Annotated in this window: 18 protein-coding genes; 2 read left to right on the top strand and 16 right to left on the bottom strand. The window is 73.8% G+C overall.

What is annotated here, in order from left to right:
- From ligD to ACIP2X_RS00945, 6 genes are all read right to left on the bottom strand, one after another.
- The gene (gene ligD / locus ACIP2X_RS00970) at positions 1 to 927 is read right to left on the bottom strand and encodes a non-homologous end-joining DNA ligase (protein WP_401665760.1); all 927 of its coding nucleotides are present in this window, start codon (positions 925 to 927) and stop codon (positions 1 to 3) included.
- Positions 924 to 2,771, bottom strand: coding sequence for a transketolase (locus tag ACIP2X_RS00965; RefSeq protein ID WP_401665758.1), 1,848 nt, complete (start codon positions 2,769 to 2,771; stop codon positions 924 to 926). Before ACIP2X_RS00965 ends, ligD begins: the two co-directional genes overlap by 4 nt.
- A complete protein-coding gene (locus ACIP2X_RS00960) occupies positions 2,768 to 4,189 on the bottom strand; it encodes an NAD(P)/FAD-dependent oxidoreductase (RefSeq protein ID WP_401665756.1) in 1,422 nt (473 codons plus the stop codon). Before ACIP2X_RS00960 ends, ACIP2X_RS00965 begins: the two co-directional genes overlap by 4 nt.
- A 189-nt stretch (positions 4,190 to 4,378) precedes the next feature.
- On the bottom strand, positions 4,379 to 4,882 hold the full coding sequence (locus ACIP2X_RS00955; protein WP_401665754.1) for a phage holin family protein: 504 nt from the start codon (positions 4,880 to 4,882) through the stop codon (positions 4,379 to 4,381).
- Positions 4,883 to 4,973: 91 nt separating this feature from the next.
- Positions 4,974 to 6,938, bottom strand: coding sequence for a DUF5107 domain-containing protein (locus ACIP2X_RS00950; RefSeq protein WP_401665752.1), 1,965 nt, complete (start codon positions 6,936 to 6,938; stop codon positions 4,974 to 4,976).
- Positions 6,939 to 6,978: 40 nt separating this feature from the next.
- The gene (locus ACIP2X_RS00945; protein WP_401665750.1) at positions 6,979 to 7,875 is read right to left on the bottom strand and encodes an arginase family protein; all 897 of its coding nucleotides are present in this window, start codon (positions 7,873 to 7,875) and stop codon (positions 6,979 to 6,981) included.
- Positions 7,876 to 7,936: 61 nt separating this feature from the next.
- On the opposite strand from ACIP2X_RS00945, the gene ACIP2X_RS00940 reads away from it, so the two are divergent.
- Positions 7,937 to 8,284, top strand: coding sequence for a DUF6204 family protein (locus tag ACIP2X_RS00940; protein ID WP_401665748.1), 348 nt, complete (start codon positions 7,937 to 7,939; stop codon positions 8,282 to 8,284).
- Here ACIP2X_RS00940 and ACIP2X_RS00935 read toward each other — a convergent pair.
- The 10 genes from ACIP2X_RS00935 to ACIP2X_RS00890 form a co-directional block, all read right to left on the bottom strand.
- On the bottom strand, positions 8,256 to 8,807 hold the full coding sequence (locus ACIP2X_RS00935) for a GNAT family N-acetyltransferase (protein ID WP_401665746.1): 552 nt from the start codon (positions 8,805 to 8,807) through the stop codon (positions 8,256 to 8,258). The two genes, ACIP2X_RS00940 and ACIP2X_RS00935, sit on opposite strands and share 29 nt — an antisense overlap.
- Before the next feature lie 52 nt (positions 8,808 to 8,859).
- Positions 8,860 to 10,638 carry a CocE/NonD family hydrolase gene (locus ACIP2X_RS00930; protein ID WP_401665743.1) on the bottom strand — a complete coding sequence of 593 codons (1,779 nt, stop codon included), beginning with the start codon at positions 10,636 to 10,638 and terminating at the stop codon, positions 8,860 to 8,862.
- A 137-nt stretch (positions 10,639 to 10,775) separates the two neighbouring features.
- The gene (locus tag ACIP2X_RS00925; RefSeq protein ID WP_401665740.1) at positions 10,776 to 11,699 is read right to left on the bottom strand and encodes an LD-carboxypeptidase; all 924 of its coding nucleotides are present in this window, start codon (positions 11,697 to 11,699) and stop codon (positions 10,776 to 10,778) included.
- Positions 11,696 to 13,660: a S9 family peptidase gene (locus tag ACIP2X_RS00920; protein ID WP_401665738.1), complete on the bottom strand. Its 1,965-nt coding sequence runs from the start codon at positions 13,658 to 13,660 to the stop codon at positions 11,696 to 11,698. Before ACIP2X_RS00920 ends, ACIP2X_RS00925 begins: the two co-directional genes overlap by 4 nt.
- Positions 13,661 to 13,664: 4 nt before the next feature.
- Positions 13,665 to 14,969, bottom strand: a complete 1,305-nt coding sequence (locus tag ACIP2X_RS00915) for a M20/M25/M40 family metallo-hydrolase (RefSeq protein WP_401665735.1) — start codon at positions 14,967 to 14,969, stop codon at positions 13,665 to 13,667.
- The gene (locus tag ACIP2X_RS00910) at positions 14,962 to 15,795 is read right to left on the bottom strand and encodes a M55 family metallopeptidase (protein ID WP_401665733.1); all 834 of its coding nucleotides are present in this window, start codon (positions 15,793 to 15,795) and stop codon (positions 14,962 to 14,964) included. The genes ACIP2X_RS00915 and ACIP2X_RS00910 overlap by 8 nt, the downstream gene beginning before the upstream one ends.
- Positions 15,796 to 15,913: 118 nt before the next feature.
- Complete coding sequence (locus ACIP2X_RS00905) at positions 15,914 to 16,639, bottom strand: class I SAM-dependent methyltransferase (protein WP_401665731.1); 726 nt, start codon at positions 16,637 to 16,639, stop codon at positions 15,914 to 15,916.
- Positions 16,640 to 16,801: 162 nt separating this feature from the next.
- Entirely contained in the window at positions 16,802 to 19,267 is a 2,466-nt protein-coding gene (locus ACIP2X_RS00900; protein ID WP_401665729.1) for a SpoIIE family protein phosphatase, read from the bottom strand.
- A gap of 142 nt (positions 19,268 to 19,409) precedes the next feature.
- Positions 19,410 to 21,806, bottom strand: coding sequence for an MFS transporter (locus ACIP2X_RS00895; protein WP_401665726.1), 2,397 nt, complete (start codon positions 21,804 to 21,806; stop codon positions 19,410 to 19,412).
- 151 nt (positions 21,807 to 21,957) lie between these two features.
- Entirely contained in the window at positions 21,958 to 22,401 is a 444-nt protein-coding gene (locus ACIP2X_RS00890; protein ID WP_401665723.1) for an SRPBCC family protein, read from the bottom strand.
- A 180-nt stretch (positions 22,402 to 22,581) separates the two neighbouring features.
- Between ACIP2X_RS00890 and ACIP2X_RS00885 the strand changes: the two genes are divergently transcribed.
- Positions 22,582 to 23,622: an Rv2578c family radical SAM protein gene (locus ACIP2X_RS00885; protein WP_401665720.1), complete on the top strand. Its 1,041-nt coding sequence runs from the start codon at positions 22,582 to 22,584 to the stop codon at positions 23,620 to 23,622.
- The last annotated feature ends 120 nt before the right edge of the window (positions 23,623 to 23,742 follow it).

Below are 23,742 nucleotides of genomic sequence, written 5' to 3'. Positions count from 1 at the left end.
TCAGCCACGCATCGCGTCGAGCCGGCGCCGGGCCGGGCCGAGGGCACGCCCGCGGTTCATCACACCGGCCCAGGGGTCGGTGCGGGCCTGGTCGACGGCGTCGGCCAGGGTCCAGCGGCGCGGCCCGAATCCGGGGTGGTCGAGCTGGTCCCAGCCGACGGGGACGGCGACGGGCGCGCCGGGCCTGGCGCGCACGCTGAACGGGGCGACGGCGGTCTGCGCGTAGCCGTTGCGCTGCACGTCGAGGTAGAGCCGGTCACCGCGGTCCTTCTTGCGGGCGGCGGTGGTGTACCGGTCGGGGTGCGCGGCGGCGAGGGTGTCGGCCACGTCGCGGGCGAACCCCCGCACCTCGTCGAAGTCGTGACGCCCGTTGAGCGGCACGACCACGTGCAGCCCGCGCGAGCCGGTGGTCATCAGCGCCGAGGGCAGCTTCAGTCCGTCGAGCAGGTCACCCAGCCGCCAGGCCGCCTCGCGCACCGGCGCGAAGGACTCGCCGGACGGGTCGAGGTCGAACACCAGCCGGTCCGGCCGGTCGAGCCCGCCGGCCCGGGAGAGCCAGCGGTGCAGAGTGAGGCAGGCCTGGTCGGCGAGGTAGACGAGGGTGGCGGCGTCGTCGCAGACCGTGTGGCAGACGGTGCCGCCCTCCTTGGGGACCTCGACGCGGGTGATCCACGCCGGATAGCTCTCCGGCGTGTTCTTCTGCATGAACTCCGGTCCGTCGAGGCCGTCCGGACGGCGCTGGAGCATCAGCGGACGGCCCCGCAGATGCGGCAGCATGAACGGCGCGACGGCCCGGTAGTAGTCGACGAGGTCCCGTTTGGTGTACTCCTTCGCGTCCCCGCCGCCGGGGAAGAGCACCTTGTCCGGCCGGTGCACCTCAACGGGGCGCCGGCCGGCCCGCACGGTGCGCACCTCGTCGTCGCTCACCGCACGACCGCCTGCTCCACCAGCAGTTGCACGGCGGCGGTGATCGAGTCGGCGTCGATGCCCGCGGCGTGCAGCTGCTGGTCGGGCGCGGCCGAACCCGGCATGGTGCGCACCGCGAGGCGCACCAGCCGCGGCGTGGGACGTCCGTCGAGGAAGGCGTCCAGCACGGCGTCGCCGAGGCCGCCCTCCTCGCGGTGGTCCTCCACGGTGACCAGGCATCCGGTGTCCTCGGCCGCCTGCCGCAGGGTCGACCGGTCGACGGGCTTGACCGAGTACAGGTCGATCACCCGCACCTGGACGCCCTCGCCGTCCAGCGCGTCGGCCGCGGCCAGCGCCTCGGGCACGGTGACGCCCGCGGCGACCAGGGTCAGCCGGTCGGTGGCGGAGGAACGCAGCACCTTGCTGCCGCCCACCGGGAACTCCTCGTCGGGCCCGTAGATCACCTTGTTCTTGCCGCGTGAGGTGCGCAGGTAGCGGATGCCGTCCAGGTCGGCCATGGCGGCGACGAGCCGGGCCGTCTGGTTGGCGTCGCACGGGTAGAGCACGGTCGAGCCGTGCACGGCCCGGAACATCGCGAGGTCCTCCAGGCCCATCTGGGAGGGGCCGTCCTGCCCGATCGCGACGCCGGCGTGCGAACCGACGAGGTTGATCCCGGCCCCGCTGATCGAGGCCATGCGCACGAAGTCGTAGGCCCGTGTGAGGAAGGCCGCGAACGTCGAGGCGTACGGCACCCAGCCCCGCGTCGAGATGCCCACCGCGGCGGCGACCATCTGCTGCTCGGCGATGTAGCACTCGAAGAACCGCTCGGGGTGCTCCTTGGCGAAGGCCTCGGCGCGCGTGGAGTCGCTCACCTCGCCGTCGAGGGCGACAACGTCCCCGCGTCCGGTGCCGAGGGCGGCGAGCGCCTTGCCGTAGGCGTCGCGGGTCGCCACCTCCTCGCCCGGATCGAAGCGGGGCAGTTCGACGTGGTCCTCGCGGACGGCGTGCAACAGGCGCGCGGCGGGCGGCTCCTGGGCGTGGAAGCGCAGGTCCCGGACACCGCCGAGTTCGGCGACGGCCTCCTCGGCGTCGGGCAGCGGCTTGCCGTGCAGCCCCTCGCGGTCCTGGACGGCCTCGACGCCCTTGCCCTTGAGGGTGCGGGCGAGGACGACGGTCGGCTGGCCCTTGGTCGACAGCGCCTCTCCGTAGGCCCGGTCGATCGCGTCCACGTCGTGCCCGTCGATCTCGATCGTGTGCCAGCCGAACGCCTGGAAGCGGCGGGCGTAGGCGTCGAGGTCGTGACCGTGCCGGGTGGGACCGCGCTGGCCGAGCCGGTTGACGTCGACGACTGCGACGAGGTTGTCGAGGTTCTCGAACGAGGCGTGCTCGGCGGCCTCCCAGACGGAGCCCTCGGCGAGCTCGCTGTCCCCGCACAGCACCCACACGCGGTAGTCCGCCCGGTCGAGCCGCTTGCCGGACAGGGCGATGCCCACGCCGACGGGCAGTCCCTGCCCCAGCGACCCAGTGGCCGTCTCCACCCACGGCAGCCGCTGCGGTGTGGGGTGCCCTTCGAGCCGGCTGCCCAGCTTGCGGAAGGTGAGCAACTCGCCGTCGTCCAGGGCGCCGGCCGCCTTGTAGGCGGAGTAGAGCAGGGGCGAGGCGTGCCCCTTGGACAGGACGAGGCGGTCGTTGCCCGGGTGCTCCGGGCGGTCGAAGTCGTAGCGCAGGTGACGGGCCATCAGGACGGCCATCAGATCGGCGGCGGACATCGACGACGTCGGATGCCCGGAGCCCGCCGCGGCGGAGGCCCGCACGCTGTCCACACGCAACTGCTGTGCCAGCTCGACGAGTTCGCTGGTGTTCATCGGTCTCCTTCGTCGGAGGTGTCGGTGCGCTTCACGGGACCGGGCGAGGGGTGGTCGCCGCCGGTCCCCGGGGCGGGCTGCTCCATGGCGGGTGCGCCGCCGCCGTGCCGCGCCCCGGCCGGCACCCGGGCCAGCTCCGGCGACGCCGTGTCCAGCGGCACGGACCAGGACCGTACGAGCCCCAACTGCACGGCCTGGCGCGGCAGTACCGCGTCCAGCAGCCAGTCCGCCGCCACCCGCACCCGATTGCCCGGCATGGCGGCGAGGTGGTAGCCGCGGGTCACGGCACCGGCGGTGACCCCGGACAGCGCCACGCCCAGCGGGTTCGCGGCCGCCTTGGCGCCACCGAGGTCGACCACGAAGCCCAGGTCCCGGTGCCGGTAGGGCCGCGCTTCGCCGTCCCCGAAGGAGGCGGCGATGTTCCGCGCGCACACCTTGCCGTGCCGCCAGGCGTGCTGCGCGGTCATCGGCGTGTACTGGCCCGGCTTGTCGAGGTCGGGCACGGCGGCGGCGTCCCCGCACGCGAACACCTCCGGCCTGCCGGGCACCTGGAGGTAGGGGTCCACGAGCAGCCGCCCGCGCTCCATGGGCAGGTCGAGGGCGTGGACGAGAGGGTCGGGCCGGACGCCCACGCACCACACGAGCGTGCGGGTGTGGATGTACTCCCCGTCGGTGAGCAGCACCCCGTCGTGCGTGGCCTCCTTCACGGAGGTCCCCATCCGTACGTCGACGCCCCGCTCCCGCAGTACCCGGTCGGCGGTGCGGGAGAGCCGTTCGTCCAGCTCGGGCAGCACCCGCGGGGCGATGTCCAGCAGGATCCAGCGCGGCCGCATCCCTTCCCGCAGGGGGCGCCCGCGCACCTGCGCGTCGGTGTACATCTGTCCGTGCGCGGCGACCTCGGTCCCGGTGTAGCCGGCGCCGACCACCACGAAGGTGCAGCGCGCCGCGCAGCCCTGGGCGTCCTCGGCGGCGGCCGCGAGCTCGACCTGCCGGGTCACGTGGTCGCGCAGGTAGAGCGCCTCGGGCAGGCCGCGGAAGCCGTGCGCGTGCTCGGCGACGCCGGGGATGGGCAGCAGCTTGTTGACGCTGCCGGCGGCCAGCACCAGCCGGTCGTACTGCAGAGTGCCTCCCCCGCCCTCCGGGTCGGAGTAGTGCACGGTGCGGGCGTCGAGGTCGATGCCGTCCGCCTCGCCGAGGACCAGCCGCACCCTCGGCAGGGTGCCGGACAGGGAGACCGTCACGCGGCGGGGCTCCAGGATTCCGGCGGCCACCTGCGGCAGCAGCGGCAGGTACAGGAAGTAGTCGGTCGGGTTGAGCAGGGTGATGTCGGCCCTGCCCCGGGCCAGCCGCGACAGGTCGCGGGCCGTCCGGTAGCCGGCGAAGCCGGCTCCGACGATCACGATGCGGGGTCGACTCACGGTTACGCCTCCGGCGGTCGTCTCGTCCGAGGTGTTCCGCGTCCCCCTGGCCGACGCACCCAAACCCGGACGGACCTCCCACCCGGCCGGGCGGGGGGTCCGCCTCACCGGGCGCGAGGGGCGCAGGAGAAGGCCGCGGCCGGGACGTCGTCCCGGCCGCGGCCGATCGGTGGGCGCGCCCCTTCGGGGTCAGGCCCGGTGGTGCGGGCCACCGGGGTCGATGCCGTCGGTGCGCGGCGGCGGACCCGGCGTCCCGGTCGGGGCGGCGGCCCCGGGCGGCGCGGGCGGGACGGGCGGCACCGGCGGGTAGGACGCCTCGCCGGGGCCGGCGTGCGGGGCGGCGCCGTGCGCGTGGTCCCGGTCCGCCGTCAGCTCGGCGCGCCCGTGCGGCGTCCCGGGGGCGTGCGGCCGGGCGGCGCCGCGCAGCAGGTACGCGACCACGCCGAGGATCGCCGCGGTGATGAGCGCGGCGGCCCAGCCCGGCAGGACGAGGGCGAGCGCCAGCCCCACGCCGAGGGCGACCGCCGCGCCCGCGTACAGGGCGACGGCGCCGGACGCGGCGTACAGCGTCGCCTTGCGGCGCTGCTTGCGCGTCTGCTGGCGCAGTTCGTCGCGGATCGTCTCCCGCGCGACCTGCGCCAGCTCGTCCACCAGATGCTTGTCCAGGTGCTCCAGATGATCCATGCGGTCCATGGGCGCCGGGTACCCTTGGCCGCCCTCGCCTAACGGCCGCCCGCCCTGGCCCGGCGCCGGACTCCAGGCGGCGGCCCCGGCCGCCGGGCCTTCAGGACGTGGGGGGCCGCATCCGGAAGTCGTAGCGCGCGGGCAGCGGGCCGCCGTCGACCCGCTCCCACGTCCGCCCGACGACCTCGTCCCCTTCCCGCAGGTCGGCCACCTCGAAGCCGGCCTCGAAGACCGCGCGGGCGTCCTCGATCCGTCCCTCGGCGGCCAGCAACTCGGCCTCCAGCAGCCGGAAGCGCCCCCGGGCCCGCGTCGCGGGAAGGAGCCGTTCCCACACGGCCCGCGCCGGAGCCGGGCGCCGCACGGCGAGCAGCGCGCCGATCGCCTCCCGCCCGAGCGCCGCCGTGGCCGCCGTCCACACCTCGCCGTCGTCGCGCCGCTCCCGGCACAGGTCGTCGAAGGCCTCCACGTACCGGTCGGCGGCCCGTTCGTGGTTACCGTTCTCCTGGTCCGCGACCGCCAGGCAGCGCAGCAGCGGCCACTCGGAGGGTGCCAGCGAAAGCGCCCGCTCCCAGCTGCGCACCGCCTGCGCCCGGTCCCCGGCGTGCCACTGCGCGACCCCGAGGTGGTACTCGGTGAGGGGGGTCGCGGGCGCCGTCTCCAGCATGTCCCGCCAGTGCGGCCCGACCGGCGTCCGGCCCGGCGGCCGCACCCGGCGCGGCTCGGGAAGTGATCCGGCGCGCAGCAGATGGAGCCACGGCGCCTGGGCGTCCCCGAGGACCCCCTCCTCGAAGGGGGTGCCGGGCAGTTTCCAGCCGCCGCGCAGCACTTCGAGGGCGCCCCACCCCGAGCCGGTCGCGAGCCGCTCGCCGGGTTCGGCGTCGGCGCACGGCTTCCATGCCTCGTAGGCCGCCACCACGTCCGCGCGCGGGAGCGCCGCCTCCAGCCGCGCCTCGGCCTCTTGGACCACCCCGGCCCAGTCGTCGCCCCGCGGGCGGGCCCGCAGCGGGCCGTAGGCCTCCAGCCAGGACACCTCGCTCTCCGCCTCCAGCCGCACATGCTCCAGCTGGGTCCGGGCGAGCCCGGCCTGGATCTCGCAGTAGCCGCCGGTGCCGGGTTCGGTGAGCCACTGCTGCCAGCGCCGCCCTCCGCTGCCCGAGCCCCACACGAACAGCTTGCGCCCGCGCAGCACGTCGGTGGACGTCTGCACCAGGCCCTGCCCGTCGGCGTCGAGCGCGGCGATCCAGGGGCGCCGTCCCTGCGGCAGCTCGTAGAAGTAGTCGGCGGGATACTCGCTGTTGAGGGGATACGTGCGGTCGACCCCGTCGTGGGCGGGGACCGGGACGCGGCGCAGGCGGCGCTCGTAGCTGAAGTTCCAGGCCTCCTCGGCCGGGGCCAGCACCCGGCACTCCTCGGGGACGGCGATGTTGGACCACCAGTAGGTGGGGACGGGCCGTTCGTGCGGGTTGCGGACACGGACGCCCACGAAGAGGAAGTCCGAGCCGTCGGGCAGCCAGAGGTCGACCTGGAAGGGCAGGTCGCGCAGCCGCTCCCACTCCCACAGACGCAGCATCTCGCCGCCGTCGGGGGCCGGGACGCGGGCGGCGTGCAGGGGCGAGCACGACAGGGTGGTGTGGCCGGTGGCGCCGATGTTCCATTCGACGCCACCGGAGAACCAGGCGCCGTTGAGGGCGAAGTTGGCGGGCTGGAACACCGGGTTGCGGTAGAGGAGTTCGCGTCCGGACGGCAGCTGGACCAGGGAGACCAGCCGTCCGCCGAGGGCGGGGAGCACGGTGGCGCGCAGCCGGTCGTTATCGATCACCACGGCGTCGAAGTCCCGTGGTGCGCGGGCCCGTTCGTAGCCGTCGCGGACCCCGACCGGCAGCAGGCTGTGCAAGGGCTCGTACCCGACCTGCCGTGCCATGTCACGCGGCAGCTCCTCGCGGTCCCGGTCGTCGATGCGGTGCATCTCGTCGAGGGTCCGCAGCGGGGGCAGGGGGTTGTCCGGTCCCAACTCGGCGGCGGGCAGTGTCACTACGTCACGTCGGATCGTCGTCACGATCTCCATGGAACCCGCCCACCGCCGAGTCGGCCAGAGGAGCGGCCGGTCAGGATTGCGCAAAGGCGTCCACGACGACGTCCGCGAGCAGCGCGCCCGCCGTGCCCTCGGGGTCGAGGTCGGGGTCGTAGATGGTGACGTTGAGACCGACGCAGTGCGGCGAGGCCAGCAACGGGCGCAGCAGGGCCGTGAGTTCGTCGGGGAACAGACCGTCGGGATCGGGACTGTCGACGGCGGGCATCACCTCGGGGTCGAGCACGTCGGCGTCCAGGTGAACCCAAAAGCCCCGCACCTCGGGGATCTCGAAGGCCTCGGCGGTGGCCCGTGCGAGCGCCTCGCCGCCCCACTCACGCAGGTCACCGACGGTCACGACCGGGATCTTCAGCGCGGCCAGTTCCGTACGCTCCGGATCGTCGTCGCGGATCCCGAAGAGCCGTACGTCCTCGTCGCGCAGATAGGGCTTCAGCCCCTCCAGGTCCGTCAGGTCCTCCTGGCCCCGCCCGGTGGCCAGCGCGAGTTCCTCGCCGCCCGCCGCGCCCACCCGGTCGGAGTTCCCGGGGTGCCGGAAGTCCGCGGAGGCGTCGACCGCCACCAGCCCGTACCGGCCGAGGCGGCGCAGCGCCAGGGAGGCCCCGAGCTGGATGGAGCAGTCGCCGCCGAGCACGAGGGGGAAGTCCCCGGCGCGCACATGGTGCTCGACGCGGTCGGCCAGCCTGCGCGTGTACGAGGCGATGGCGGCGGCGTTGAACACCCCGTCGCCCTCCCGCCAGTCCCCGCGGTCGTAGCGCGGCGGGACGACCACCCCGCCCTCCAGGGCCCGCAGTCTCTGCACGATCCGTTGTTCGCGCAGCGCCCCGGCGAGCTTGTGGCAGCCGGGCACGGTGCCTGGGGCGGGCGGGCGCAGGCCCAGGTTCGAAGGGGCGTCCATCACCACGATATTCCGCATGCGCGGCATCCTTCCCGACGTACAGTCGGGCCTTCAACGACTTTCACGCGAGGACCGACGCATGAGCGAGCAGCACACCTACCGGGTCATCGTCCGGGGCACCTGGGACGGGCTGACCGACGAGGGCCGGACGCGGCTGCTGGCGGACGCCGCCGACCACGGGATGACGAGCATGCGCTTCACCGAGGAGGGCACGCTGTCGTACCAGGCGTCGCCGCTCAAGCACTTCTCGATGCGCTTCGTGGTCGTGTCCGACGCCGCCGACGGCGAGGAGATGGCGGCCGCGCTCGCGGAGGAACGCGCCGAGACGGTCCTGCGGGGCCTGGGCCACGGTTTCCGGGAGCTGCGCTCGACGGTCACCGACCTCGACACCATGAAGATCAACTACAAGTCCGCATCTCGGCGGTGAGCGCCCAGCGCTCGTGGTCCCGCCAGGCGCCGTCGACATGGAGCATGCGGGGCGAGTAGCCCTCCAGGCGGAACCCGCAGGCGCGGGCCAGGGCGATGGACGCGGCGTTGCCGGGCTGCACGTTGATCTCCAGCCGGTGCAGCCGCATCGGCCCGAAGGCCTGGCCGATCACCAGGTCCAGCCCCTCGCGCATCAGGCCGCGCCCGGCGGCGTGGGCGAAGGCGCCGTAGCCGAGGGCACCGCTCTGGAAGGCGCCGCCCACGATGTTGTTGATGTTGATGTATCCGGCGAGGGCCCCGGTGGCCGTCTCGCAGACCAGGAACCCGGCGCTCCCCGGATCCTCGATCAGCCGGCCGGCGTAGCGGGCGTACGCCGAGGCCGTGTCCGGCGGGAACAGCCACGGGTGGTGCAGGTCCTTGCTCTCGCGGACCCGCGCCGTGAACTCGGCGCCGTCCTCGTAGGTGAAGTGGCGTATGCCCACGCGAGGGCCCTCGGCGAGATGGCGGGAGGCGATGTGCGGCATCCCGCCACCCTACGGCCGGCCCCCGGCCGCCGCAGCCCCGGGCCGGGGGCCCTCAGACCACGGGCAGCTCCAGCACCCCGGTGTCGCCGGGCGCGCTCACCACGGTCACCGGCTTGGTCCCCCGGTTGCCGAAGTAGGCCCCGTCGCTCGCCGCGACCACGAACCGCAGCCGGTGCCCCCGCTCGTAGCGGTGCACGATCGCCGGCAGGCTCACGGTGAACGGCGCGCGCACGTCCGGCACCCGCACCGGCGCGACCAGCCGGTGGACGAGGGTCTGCGTGCCGTCGGGGGCGACGTCGTACAGCTTTGCGAAGAGCACCAGCCGGTCGGCGGCGTCGCCCGAGTCCTGGTCCTGCCGGGCCTCGGGCGAGAGAACCTTCAGGGTGGCCCGGGGCTCCCCCACCACCTCCACGGCCCGGACGAGCGGCTCGCCGGTCCAGGCCAGGTGGGTGCCCTCGGTGTCGTGGGGCGCGGGGTCGGGCAGCCCCAGCATCGCCGCCAGGGAGGACTCCGAATGACTCGTGGGGACCGGCCCGTTGACGTACGTCCGGCTGCCCCGCGTGACCTTCCGCCGGTCCTCGACCAGCCTGCCGTCGCCGGAGAGGTACAGCTTCCGCCCCGCCGCGGGCAGCCGGTCGGCGGTGGCGTAGCGGCTGCCGGGGTCGCTCACCCAGTCCCGGTACCAGGCGAACGCGGGGCCGGTACCGACGCCGACCCTCCGGTGCAGGTAGCGGTCGAACCAGGCCAGGATCCGGCGGCCGACGTAGCTGGTCTCCAGGTTGCCGGTGGCGAGGTCGAGTTCGCCCGCCGCCGGGTCGTCGACGCCGCCGCTGTGGCCCCAGGACTGCCAGATCATCTTCACCGGCGTGCCCCGCGCCCGGAGCGTCCGGTACGTCCGGGTCGCCTCGCCCAGGTTGAACAGGGTGTCGGCCTGCCCCTGGACCAGCAGGGTCGGCGCCTTCACCCGGTGCAGGTAGGACGCGGGCGACACGCTGCGGGCGTAGGAGAGCAGCTCCCGGGTCCGGTCGGCGGTGAAGCGCCCGGAGTTGAGGGTGCGGACGGTCTCGCAGGCCCGGGCGGCGAAGTGCAGGCAGGGCAGGGAGGTGATGCGGGACGGGTCGAGGGCGGGCTGGAGCAGGGGCTGCCCCTCGCCCATGAGGTAGAAGCCGTTGGTCCACTGCCATTTGAAGACGCCGGGCACCTCGCCGGCGCCGACGGCGTTGTTCGGGGCGAGCGAGTACGCGAGGTCGTGCCAGGTGACCATCGGTACCAGTGCGTCGACCCGGTGGTCGACGGAGGCCGTGGCGAGCTGCACTGCTCCGCCGTAGGAGCCGCCGATCATCCCGACGCGCGGGTCGCCCGGCCCGTCCAGGGTGACGTAGTCGGCGCGGGTGCCGTCGTCGGCGGCGCGGGTGCCGGCCAGGAAGTCCACGAGGCGCGCGGCCGCCCGGCCGTCGACGGCCGGGTCGTCGAGCGAGATGGGACAGCCCGAGCGGCCGAAGCCCAGTCCGGAGTAGACGAGCCCGACGTAGCCGCGCTGCGCGAAGCTCCGTCCGACGACGTCGGTGGAGCCGTCGTCCTTGCTGCCGCCGAAGCCGTTGGTGGCGAGGACGGCGGGGGCGGGCCGGGCGCCGTCCACGTCCGCGGGCCGGTAGAGATCGGCGTCGATCGTGCAGGTGCGCCCACCCGCCCGGACGGTGAACTCCAGGGCGGTGACGGTGTACCGGCCGGTCGCGGCGGTGGCGGACGGGGTGACGGCGAGGGGGACGGCGAGCGCGACGCCGAGCACGGCGGCGAGCACGGCACGGGAGCTGGGCACACGTCGGAACACGCGACCTCCACGCTGGGCACAACCCTGAGACACCCTGACAACCGGCCGGTGGAGACCGGCCGGTTGCCATGCTGTGACACGTGTCAGCCGAGGTCAACCACCGTGAGGGCGGTTTCCCCAGGGGAACTGACGGGCACTCAGCGCAGGGCCGGTTCCTCCAGCGTCAGGGTCCCCGCCTCCGCGTCCAGCTCCGCCCGGACCCCGAACGGAATCGTCAACGCCCCTTCGCCGTGCCCGAATCCGAACTCCTCGGCGACCGGCACCCCGAGCCCGCCGAGCCGGTCGGCGAACACCTGGCGCAGCCTCCCGTACGGCCCGCAGTCGAGCCAGGAACCGAGGGCGATCCCCGCGACCCCGTCGAAGCGGCCGGCGCGCAGCAGCTGGGTCAGGATCCGGTCGAGCCGGTACGGCTCCTCCCCCACGTCCTCGAGCATCAGCAGCCCGCCCCGGGTGTCGGTGCGGGCGTGCGGCGTGCCGAGTTCGGCGGCGAGCAGGCTCGCGCAGCCGCCGGACGTCACGCCCCGGGCACGGCCGGGCACCAGCGCGCCGCCGCCGGAGACGATCGTGCGGACCGTCTCCGGGGCGAACAGCGTGGCCCGCAGATGGTCCTGCGCCCGCGCGTTCTTGATGAAGTCGACGCCGGCCGCCATCGGTCCGTGCAGGGTGACCAGTCCGAGCCGGGTGGCGAAGGCCTCGTGCAGCGCGGTGACGTCGCTGAAACCGACGAGCACCTTGGGCCCGGCCGCCCGCAGCGCGTCCCAGTCGAGCAGGTCGATCATCCGCCCTGCCCCGTAGCCGCCGCGGGCGCACAGCACGGCGGCCACGGCCGGATCGCACCAGGCGGCCTGGAAGTCGGCGGCCCGGTCGGCGTCCGTGCCCGCCAGGTAGGGGAGGTCCGCGTGCCGGTCCAGCACGTGCGGTGCCACCACCGGGTCGAGGTCCCAGCCCCGGAGCACGTCGAGCCCGCTCTGCAGCCGTTCCTCGGGCACCGGTCCGCTGGTCGCGACGACGGCCACCCTGGCCCCGGCGGCCAGTCGGGGTGGTCGTACGAGTTCCCTCACGTGGTCAGCTCCAGCGTCGTGGCCCCCGGCGGGTTGAGTCCGAACACCTGGGAGTACAGGGACAGTTCGGCCTCCAGTGCGCGGATCATGGTGTCCGCCCGCCGGAATCCGTGCCCCTCGCCCTCGAAGGCGATGTACGCGTGCGGCACCTGCCGTCCCGCCATCTCCTCCAGGAACCGCTCGCACTGGGCGGGCGGGCAGATCACGTCGTCCAGGCCCTGGAGCAGCAGGAAGGGCGCGGTGATCCGGTCGGCGTGCCCGGCGGGCGAGCGCTCCGCGTACCTTCCGGGCACCTCGGCGAGCGGTCCGACCAGGCCCTCCAGGTACTGCGACTCGAAGTCGTGGGTCTCCCCGGTCGCCCAGCCGGCCAGGTCGAGGATCGGGTAGATGATCGTGCCGCACGCGTAGACGTCGGTCATGGTGAGCGACGCGGCGGTGGTCCAGCCGCCCGCGCTGCCGCCGCGCACGGCGAGCCGCCCGGGGTCGGCGGTGCCCTCCTCGGCGAGGGCGAGCGCGACGGCCGCGCAGTCCTCCACGTCGACGACGCCCCACTGCTCGCGCAGCCGCTCCCGGTACTCCCTGCCGTAGCCGGTCGAGCCGCCGTAGTTGACCTCGGCGACCCCGATGCCGCGCGAGGTGAAGTAGGCGATCTGGAGGTCGAGGACGAGCGGGGAGCGGCTGGTCGGACCGCCGTGCGCCCAGACGACGTACGGCGGCAGCTCGGCGCCGGGCGGGGTGCAGCCGGGGTTGTGCGGCGGGTAGACGTGCGTGTGGATCTCGCGCCCGTCGGGGCCGGTGAAGGCGCGGATCTGCGGTTCCGGGTAGAACACCGGGTCCACCACGTCGTCGTGCTCGGCGCCGATCACCCGGGCCCGGCCGGTGCGGGCGTCCAATTCGACCACCTCGTAGGCGCTGCGCGGGCTGGCGCCGACGGCGACGATCCGTTCGCCGTGCACCGCGAGGGTGGGCGCGAACTCCGTCCAGGGGCCGGCCGCGTCGACGACCTCGCCGGTCTCCGGGTCGAGTATGCCGAGGGCGGTGGCGCCGCGGCCGTGCACGACGGCGACGAGGCCGCCCTCAAGCGGCGCGAACCAGCGTTGGCCGATCCGCCACAACGGCCCGCCGAACTCCTCCTCGCGCGGGCACAGCGGCTCGCCGTCCCGGTAGAGGTTCCACCAGCCGGTGCGGTCGCTGACGTGGAGCAGGGCGCCGTCGGCGGCGAACTCCGCCTGGGCGACGGCCTCCCGCGGGCCGCCCGCGACCGTGCGGGCCCCGGTGAGCGTGCCGTCGTCGCCGACCTCGGCGAGCACCAGCTCGGTGCCGTCCCACGGCATCCGCGGATGGTCCCAGGCGAGCCACGCGGCGCGCCGTCCGTCGGGTGAGAGCCGGGGGCCTGTGACGAAGCGGTGCGCGTCGTCGGTGAGCTCGCGGACGGCGTCCCGGTCCTCGGCGGCGGAGCCGTCCAGCGGCACCGCGGCGAGGACGCGCCGCAGGTCGGTGGGTCCCTCGCCGGTGAACTCCTCCAGCACGCACCACACCTCGCCGCGCTCCACCCGCAGCTGGGGGTCCACCCACCGCAGCCCGCCGCCCACCGGCGACACGGGGGTCAGCGGACGGGGCTCGGCGCCCTCCTCGTACCGGTACAGCCGCTGGTCGGCGAAGTGCACGAACACCACGACCGGACGGCCGTCGGCCAGGGCGCCCGCCCAGGGCTGCCCGCCGTACTCGATGACCCGGCTGCGCACGTTCCACGGCGCGGGCAGCACGGACTCCTCGGTGCCGTCGGGGTGGCGCCGCACCAGGGTGCGCCGGCCGCCCTCGGTGGGCCGGGGCTCGGTCCACCACACCTCGTCGCCGACGAACCCCACGAACTCCGGGTGCCCGTCGTGCGCGGCGGCGAGGGCCGCGTCGATGGGCGACGGCCAGGAACCGTACGGCAGGCTCTGCACGTTCTCCCCCATGTGGTCAGGCGTCCCGCAGGAACCGGTCGAGGACGCGGACGCCGAAGTGCAGCGCCTCGACGGGCACGCGTTCGTCGACGCCGTGGAAGAGGGCCTGGTAGTCGAAGCCCTCGGGCAGCTTCAGCGGCGCGAAGCCGTATCCGGTGATGCCGAGCCGGGAGAACTGCTTGGCGTCGGTGCCGCCCGACATGCAGTACGGCACGACATGCCCCTCGGGGGCGAACTCCTCGACGGCGGCGCGCATCCGCGCGTAGGTCGGCGAGTCCAGCGGCGCCTGCAGGGCCACCTCGCGGTGCTCGAACTCCCACTGGACGTCCGGCCCGGTGAGCAGGTCCAGGGTGTCGCGGAACTCCTGCTCGCCACCCGGCAGGAAGCGCCCGTCGACATGGGCCACTGCCTCGCCGGGAATGACGTTGATCTTGTAGCCGGCGTCCATCATGGTCGGGTTGGCGCTGTTGCGGACGGTGGCCTCGACGAGCTTGGCGGCCGGGCCGAGCTTCTCCAGCAGCCGGTCGACGTCGTCGAGGCCGGTGCCGAGGCCGTACAGCGCGGCGAGCTCGGTGAGCGCGGCGCTCACGGTCGGGGTGAGCCGCAGCGGCCACTCGTGCGCGCCTATCCGCGCGACGGCGGCGGCCAGCCGGGTCACCGCGTTCTCGCGGTTGACCTTGGAGCCGTGCCCCGCCCGGCCGCGCGCGGTGAGCTTCAGCCAGCCCGTGCCGCGCTCACCGGCCGCGATCGGGTAGATCTCGCGGCCCGACCCGTCGTGGAAGGTGAACGCCCCGGACTCGCTGATGCCCTCCGTGCACCCCTCGAACAGCGCGGCGTGCCGGTCGGCGAGGAAGCCGGAGCCGTCCTCGGCGCTGGCCTCCTCGTCCGCGGTGAACGCGATCACGATGTCCCGCCGGGGCCGGACGCCCTCACGGGCCCAGGACCGCACGACGGCCAGGATCATCGCGTCCATGTTCTTCATGTCGACCGCGCCCCGGCCCCAGACGACCCCGTCGCGGATCTCGCCGGAGAACGGGTGCACGCTCCAGTCGGCCGCCTCGGCGGGCACGACGTCCAGGTGCCCGTGCACCAGCAGCGCGTCCGCGGACGGGTCGGTGCCCTCGATCCGGGCGACCACGTTGGTACGCCCCCTGGTGCGCTCCAGGAGGGTCGGTTCGAGACCGGCTCCGGCCAGCCGCTCGGCCGCGTACTCGGCGGCGGGCCGCTCCTGGCAGTCGCCGCCGCCCCGGTTGGTGGTGTCGATGCGGATGAGGCCGGAGGTGAACTCCACGACCTCGTCCAGCGCCTGCTGATCAGCCATACTGCTCCTCCACGGCAGCCGAGACGACAGTGGTGACCGCCTTGAAGGTGCGGATCGCCTCGTACATGGTCGCGCAGGTGTACGCCACCTTCCGCTCCCCGGTCCGTGCCACGCCCGGCACCACGGTCGCCGCCATGGCGAGGTGCTCGGCGTCGAACTCGACCGCGACGGTGTGCGGGCCGGACCGGGCCGGCTCGTGCCGGACGGCGAGCGCGGCCGCCTCCTTGGCGGCGGCCCGGATGTCGGCCGCGGTCCGCACAGGTGTGCGGCACACGGCGGCGTAGCGCGACACATGGTCCTTCACGGCGACCTTCCGCGCCTCGGGCGCGTACCCGAGCGCGTCCTCGCAGGCCACGTCGTCGCCGGTCACCAGCACGACGGGCACCCCGTACTCGGCGACGACACGCGCGTTGAGCAGTCCCTCGCTGGCGCGTACGTCGTCCAGCCACACGCCGGTGATGGAGTTCGCGAGGTAGGTGTGGGCAAGGACACCCTCGGCGCCCGCGCCCGCGTGGTAGCCGACGAAGGCGATCCCGTCCACGTCGCCGTGCTGCACGCCCTCGACCATCGACAGCGACTTGTGCCGGCCGGTGAGCATCTGCACCCGTTCGTCCAGCTGCTCCAGCAGCAGGTTGCGCATCGTCCAGTGCGCCTCGTTGACGAGGACCTCATCGGCGCCGCCGTCGTAGAAGCCGAGCGCCGCGGCGTTCACGTCGGAGGTGAACATCGACCGGCAGCGCTCCCACTGGGGTGTCCCGGGCAGCACGTCCGCCGGCCAGGTGACGCCGGTGGCGCCCTCCATGTCGGCGCTGATGAGGATCTTCATGGTGCGTCACGTTACGCGGAGAATCGGCGGGCGACCAGGACGGGATCGCGCGCACCCGTTCTCCTGGTGCCAGGTGGCCCCGGCGCGCTCGACCCTACGCGACCGCGCCGGGGCGGCCTCACCCGGTGCGGCCCGCCACCAGCCACTTCGCGGGCAGCTCGATCCGGGTGCCGTCCGGCCGGGTCTCCGTGGTGGTCAGCGGCAGATCACCGCTCGCGAGCACGGTGAGGCCGGAGGCGGTCAGGAACTCGGGCACCGCGGCGTCGGCGACCTCCCCCGGCGCGATGCCGTGGCGGAAGACCGGCGCGAGCTTGGCGGGCGGACCGTCGGGGCTCTGCGCCAGGGCGCGCAGCGCGAGTCCGGCGGCCTCGGCGAGTTCGACGAGGAAGACCCGGCCGCGGGCGCCGACGAGGGTCGCGATCCCGTCGACGAGCGGCTGGCGGTCACCCGGCTCGCACTGGTGCAGGACACCGCGCATGTAGACGTTGGCGTCGCCGAGCTGCGCGTGCAGGACCTCCACCTCGGTCTTGTCGGCGGCGTCCAGCTCCCGGTAGGCCGCCTGCCCCGCCGGGTCCGCCTCCTCGGCGTGTGCCACGGCCGCCGCGGACAGGTCGACGCCGAGCACGCGCGGGAAGCGGCCGGCGAGGAAACGCGTCTGGGTGCCGTTGCCGCAGCCCAGGTCGATCATCGGCAGGCCGGGGTCGGCCAGCCGCGGCTCGAACAGCGCCACATGCCGTCCGGCGGTCAGCACGGGTTCGGCGTCCCACAGGACGGCGCCCTGCCCGCCCGGCGCCTCGCGCCAGAACCCTTCCCAGGCCTCCCGGTACCGACTGGTCACGCTCATGGCCAACTCCCCAGGTGCAAAGCCGATTTCCCGCCACACGCGACGGGCCGGTACGGGTCTATCGCGCCCGGCGCGCGCTCACAAGAACGCGGCGCACACACCGCGCATACCTTCACGGCTCGTTCGAGCGGAGTACGCCGCCGGGGCCGGGGTCCGGGGCAGTCAGCGGCGTGGCAGCGTGAGTTCGCACCAGACGGTCTTGCCCGCCTTCGTCCGGCTCGCGCCCCACTCGCGCGCCAGGGTGCTCACCACGCGCAGCCCGCGCCCCGCCTCGTCGAGGGGCCCCGCGCTGAGCAGCGTGGGCAGGTCGTGGTCGTCGTCGTCCACCTCGCACAGCAGGGTGTCGCCGCGCACGAGGCGCAGTTCCACCGGCCCGTGGTGGGAGTGCCGTACGGCGTTGGTGACCAGCTCGCCGACCATCAGCTCGGCGGGCGCGGCCAGTTCGGACAGCCCCCACTCGTGCAGCTGCTCGCGGACCACCGCGCGGGACCGGCCGACCTCGGCGGGGTCGAGGGGGAAGCGCCATGCGGCGACGTCGCCGGGCGCGATGCCGCCGAGGCGGGCCATCAGCAGGGCGACGTCGTCCTTGCGCCCGCCGCGGGTGTTCAGGGCGCGGATGATGGTGTCGCAGGCGTCGTCCATGGACGCCGCCGGGTGGGCGGCCGATTCGCACAGCGTGGCGAGTCCGACACCGATGTCCTCGCCGCGCATCTCGACGAGTCCGTCGGTGCACATCACCAGCCGGTCGCCCGGCTCCACCCGCACGCGTACCGACTCGAACGGCACCCCGCCGACGCCGATGGGCGCGCCGGTGGGCAGGTCGAGCAGCTCGCTGCGGCCGTCCCCGGCGCGGACGAGCACGGGCGGGATGTGGCCCGCGTTGGCCAGGTGCAGTTCGCCGGCGATCGGGTCGTAGACGGCGTAGAGGCAGGTGGCCAGATAGGTGTCGCCGAGCCGCTGGGCGAGACCGTCGAGGTTGCGCAGCAGTTGCGCGGGCGGCAGGTCGAGGGCGGCCATGGTCTGCACTGCCGTACGCAACTGCCCCATCATGGCGGCCGAGTTCAGGCCGTGTCCCATCACGTCGCCGACGACGAACGCGGTGCGCGCGCCGGGGAGCTTCACCGAGTCGAACCAGTCGCCGCCGACCCGTCCGAGCAGCGTGCCGGGCAGATAGCGGGTGGCGATGTCGCAGGCCGCCATGCGCGCCGGGATGTGCGGCAGCATGCTGTCCTGGAGGGTCTCGGCGACGCTCTCCTGGAAGGTGTACATGCGCGCGTTGTCGAGCACCAGGCCCGCACGCGCGGCGAGTTCGGCGCCCGTGACGCGGTCCATGTCGTTGAACTCGGCGCGCTCCGGATGCCGGAGCAGGATCATGAACCCGAGCACCACGGTGCGCGCCTTCAACGGGACGACGAGCATGCTGCGGCCGGTGATCAGCGGCCGGATGTCGCGCTTCTCGAACTGCGAGGCGATGGCGTGGCCCATCCCCTCGCTGATCCTGGGCACGAGGACGGGCTCACCGGTGGTCATGCACTGGAAGAACGGCGTGTGCGCCGGGAACGGCATGGCCTCGCCCACGGGGACGACGTCGTCCCAGCGGCCCGGCTCGTCGGTGTGCTCCAGGGCCACCCGGTGCCACATGGTCGTCGTGTCGGGCGCCCCGTCCGGGAACCCCTCACCGGCGACCACCTGCTCCCGCAGATAGGTGCCCGCGACATCGGTGAAGCGCGGTACGACCGCTCTGCTGACCTCGACGATCGTGCGCGCCAGGTCGAGCGAGGTGCCGATCCTCCCGCTGACCTCGTTGAGGAACTCCAGCCGCTCGCGCACGGCGGCGTACTCCAGGTCCTCGGGCTCGTCGCCCGGTTCCTGGGGCACCGGTTCGCCCGCGGCCAGGGCCCGGGCGAGCCGCGCACGCCGCGCCGTGCGCTCGGCACGCCGGGGCACACCCCAGTCGGGGGTGACCGGCACGCGGTCGTTCTGGCTGAACTCCAGGACCGGATAGCCCAGTTCGAGGACCTGCCCGACGATCCGGGCGCTCTCCTGGACACTCATGCTGGGCAGGATCTCGGGGAGCCCGCGGGCCAGTTCGTCGGCGCCGGGGAAGTCGGTGTGCAGTGCGAAGGCGGGCGCGATCCGCTCGGCGGCCGCGTCCCCGCCGTCCTCGCCGTCCCCGCTGCCCCCTTGCCGGCGCAGCGTGTCGGCGTCGGCGGCGAGCACCAGCAGCCGCTCCGTGCCGGGCCCCACGAGCGGGTACGCCCACCACAGCACGTCGACCCGGCCGCCGTCGGGCACGGTGAGGCGGGCACTGCCCGCGGCCGGGTAGGACAGCCCGCCGTCGAGCGAGGCCCCGAGGTCGGGACCGAGACCCTCGTAGGCCCCGTAGGGCCCGTACGGCGAGTCCTCCTGCTCCTGCGGCAGTGCGCCGGCGACCGGCAGCAGGTCGCCGACCGGGCGGCCGATCGCCGATTCCTTGGCGGTGCCGAACAGGCGGCGCGCACCGGTGCTCCAGTGGGAGACGAGGCCTTCGCGGTCCACCACGACCACCGCCAGCGGGACCCGTCCCACCGGCGCGGCGCCACCGGCCAGTTGGCCGGCGGGTGCTTCCCGGTCGGTGCCACGCCTCATGGCCCAGGCCCTCTCTCCACGGCTGTGCAAGATCTGTGCCCCGGTCACCACCGTACGGGGCCGTCCGCACGCGATGTGCGCCAATACGGGAATTGGGGCCGCCGGTCACGCGGGCGCACGCTCGTGCGCCCCCGGGGGCCGCTCAGTCCTCGTGGCCCAGCTGGAGGTCACGTTCCGTGCGCCCCCCGCCCGCCACCTGGAGCACGGTGGCCACCGGCGGGTACCCGGCCGCGATGACCGTGTACTCACCCGAGGACAGGTCGACGAACCGGAACGTGCCGTCGGGCCCGGTGGTGAGGGTGTCGACGACGTTGCCCGCGGCGTCCAGCAGGGTCACGCGGGCGTCCTCCACCGGCCGTCCGCCGCTCGCGCGCACGGTGCCGCGCAGCACGGCGCCGCCGGCCAGTTCGACGTCCTGGCGGGTCTCGCGGGCCGCCTGGACGGTGACGGGCAGCGCGGCGGGGCGGAACGCCGGCGCGCTGGCGGCGAGGGTGTACTCACCGGCGACCAGTTCGGTGATGACGTAGCCGCCCTCGCGGCCGCTGCGGGTGCTGGAGACGACCTCGCCGTGCACGTTGGTGAGGGTGACCGTGGCGTCCCGCACGGGCGTGCCGTCGGCGGTGAGCACGCTGCCCGCGAGGCGCCCGGCGCCGCCGAGCACCACGTCCAGCTCGACGGGGCGCTCGCCGACGGTCACGGAGACGGCCTGCGGCTGATGACCGCCGGCCGCCGCGATCAGGACGTACGCGCCGGAACCGGGCGTCGCGAGCGCGTACCGGCCGTCCTGGCCGCTGGCGCCGCGTCCGATCTGCTGTCCGGCGACGTCGATGAGGGTGAGCGCCGCGCGCGGCACGACGGTCCCGTCGGGGTGCTGCACGGTGCCGCAGACGGCGATTCCGGCGGCGTGCGGCGAACGGGCCTGCGGGACCGAGGTGTTCACGGGCATGGTGTCCGTCTCGGGGGTGTGGTGGGTCACCAGCGGTTTCTCCTTGAGGAAGAACGACAGGAGCAGGCCGACGGCGAGCACGGGCACGAGGTAGAGGAAGATCCTCGGCATGGCGTCGGCGTACGCCTGGATGTAGCCGTCGCGCAGCGCCGGGGGCAGTGCGTGGACGGCCTGGGGGGTGATGGACTCGGCGTCGGGCAGCGCGGCGGACGTGCGCGGCAGACGGTCGGCGAGGGAGTCGGTGAGGCGGTCGGCGAAGAGGGTGCCGAAGACGGCGGCGCCGACGCTGCCGCCGATCTGCCGCAGGAAGTTGTTGGCGCTGGTGGCCGTGCCGAGGTCGGCGGGGCGCACGGAGTTCTGCACGGCGAGGATCAGGACCGGCATCACCATGCCCATCCCGGCGCCGAGGACGCCCATCCAGATGCTGTAGTGCAGCCGGGGGGTGTCGGCCTCAAGGCGGGAGAGCAGCCACATGCCGACGACGGACAGGGCGCTGCCGAGGATCGGGTGGATCCGGTAGTGGCCGGTGGCGCTGATGAGCTGCCCCGAGATGATGGAGGCCGCGACGATGCCGCCCATCATGGGCAGCATCAGCAGCCCGGACTCGGTGGCGCTGGCCCCGTCGACCATCTGCAGGAACGTGGGCAGGTAGCTGGCGGCGCCGAACAGCGCGACGCCCAGCACCAGGCCGACCAGACCGGTGATGTTGAAGACCGAGTCGCGGAACAGCCGCAGCGGGATGAGGGGTTCGGCGGCGTGGTGCTCGGCGAGGACGAACAGCGCGGTGGCGGCGACGGCGCCGGCGGCGAGGCCGAGGATGACGCGCGAGCCCCAGGCGTACTCGGTGCCGCCCCAGCTGGTCAGCAGGACCAGACAGGTGGAGGCCACCGTGAGCAGCAGGGCGCCGAGGATGTCGAGCCGGGCCTTGACCTTGGGCTTGGGGAGTTTGAGGACCACGGCGACGACGGCCATGGTGAGGAGGCCGAAGGGCACGTTGATGTAGAAGCACCAGCGCCAGGAGAGGTGGTCGGTGAAGTAGCCGCCGAGCAGCGGGCCCGCGACGGAGGCGAGACCGAAGGCGGCGCCGATCAGCCCCATGAACTTGCCGCGCTGCCGGGGCGGCACGATGTCCGCCATGATCGCCTGGACGCCGATCATCAGTCCGCCCGCGCCGACGCCCTGCACGGCGCGGAAGGCGATCAGCTGGTCCATGGTCTGCGCGCGGCCCGCGAGGGCGGAGCCGACGACGAAGACGACGATGGCGAACTGGAAGACGCCCTTGCGGCCGAACAGATCGCCGAGCTTGCCGTAGATCGGGAGTCCGATCGTGGCCGTGAGCAGGTAGGCGGTGATCGCCCAGGACATCTTGTCGAGGCCGTGCAGCTCGCCGACGATCTTCGGCAGCGCGGTGGCGACGATCATCTGCTCCAGGGCGGCCAGGAGCAGGGCGAGCATCAGCCCGAAGAAGACCAGCCGCACCCGGCGCGGACCGAGTCCGGCGGCCGGGGCGGCCGGGGCGGGCGGTGGGGCCACCCGCCTGGGGGGCGCCACCGCCGCGACCGGTTCGTCCTGCACCACAGTGGTCCCGCCCACGTTCCGCTCCCCTCGTCGCGCTGCCGCACCATTACCGCGTAAAAGCGACAACTGCCAACAAGCACGACGAGTTACGGATCCATGCCGACGGAACCGGAGATCCACTCGAACCGGTGAGAGACCAACGGCCTTTGCGGATCGGCCTCTTGGGCTACTTCTCCACCTCGGCGGCGAGCTTGGCGAGCATCGCGTCGTAGATCCGCGCGAGCCCCTTGGGCGCGAAGGTCCTCTCGAAGAAGCCGCCGACGCCGCCCGCGCCCTGCCAGACGGTGACCACGACGACGCGGGACCTGCCCTCGCCGGCCGGGGTGACCCGCCAGGTGGTGACCATGGAGGAGTTGCGGTCCTTCTCGACCAGCTCGCCGTCGGTCGGCTCGGTGACCTCCAGCAGGCAGTCCCGGACGCGCTTGCTGGTGGCCTGGAGCTTCCAGTGCACGAGGGTGCCCTCGCCGTCGCCGCCCTCGCGCACCTCGTACTCGCTGAAGTGCTCGGGCAGCAGCTTCGCGCGTGTGCCGCTGTAGTCGGCGAGGGTGTCGAACACCTTCTCCGCATCCGCCGCTACGACGCGTTCCGTGGTGGCCTCGACCTGCGCCATGGAGTTCCTCCAGCACCTGAGTTCTCGGGGTCGGGGCAAGCCAACCACCCCGGTCCCCGGCCGCCCAAATCGGGGGCACGGATGTGATCGATCGCGTTTCGGAGCGCGATCGGAGGTGACACCCGCACGATCATGGGAACAGATGTTCTATTGTGGGGTCAGTGCTACCGAGGAGGCGTCATGCGCTGGGAGAACCTCACCCGGGAATCCGGCGACAGCCCCGCCGACGCCGCGCTGTTCGGCGCGGACGCGGTGACCACCCGTACGTTCGACACCCCCGAGTTCGCCGGCATCACGTTCCACGAGGTGCGGGCCCGCTCGATCATCAACCGGGTGCCGGGGGCCTCCCGCATGCCCTTCGAGTGGACGGTGAACCCCTACAGAGGCTGCACGCACGCCTGCGTGTACTGCTTCGCCCGCAAGACGCACAGCTATCTCGACCTCGACACCGGCCTGGGCTTCGACTCCCAGATCGTGGTGAAGGTGAACGCCCCGGACCTGCTGCGCCGCCAGCTCGGCTCACGCCGCTGGCAGGGCGAGCACATCGCGATGGGCACCAACGTCGACTGCTACCAGCGGGCGGAGGGCCGCTACCGGCTGATGCCGGGCATCCTGAGCGCCCTGCGCGACCACGCGAACCCCTTCTCGATCCTGACCAAGGGCACCCTGATCCTGCGCGACCTGGACCTGCTGACGCAGGCGGCCCGGGTGACGGACGTCGGCATCTCGGTCTCGGTCGGCTTCACCGACCCCGAGCTGTGGCGCACCGTCGAGCCGGGCACACCCGCGCCGGAGCGGCGCCTGGACGTGGTGCGCACGCTCGGTGAGCACGGGATCGGGTGCGGGGTGCTGATGGCGCCGGTGATCCCGTTCCTGGGCGACCGTCCTGCCCAACTGCGGGACACCGTACGGGCGATCGCGGCCTCCGGGGCCACCTCGGTGACCCCGCTGGTGCTGCATCTGCGGCCGGGCGCGCGCGAGTGGTTCATGGCCTGGCTCGGCCGGGAGCACCCGCACCTGGTGGGCCGCTACGAGCGGCTCTACGCGGACGGGGCCTACGCGCCGAAGTGGTACCAGCGCCGGATCACCCGTCAGGTGCACGAGCTGGCCGAGGAGTACGGCATCGGCCCCACGCGCGCGGGGGCGCAGCGCCGGATCCGGGAGCCGGAGCCCGCGCCGCCCGCGGCGACGGCCGGGCAGACCCAACTCTCGCTCATCTGAGAGCGTTCCGGCCGAAGGCGTTCCGCCTGGGCGTTCGAGCGCACCTGGCGGCCCAATCGGGTCAAGAATCGACCGAACACGTTCTGACGGGTGCCCACTCCGGGACGATCCGGCGAGGGC

The sequence above is a fragment of the Streptomyces sp. NPDC089424 genome, assembly GCF_044749345.1.
GTDB lineage: Bacteria > Actinomycetota > Actinomycetes > Streptomycetales > Streptomycetaceae > Streptomyces.
The sequence above is the reverse complement of the archived record's forward strand: the minus strand, read 5'-3'. Positions and strand labels throughout refer to the sequence as shown.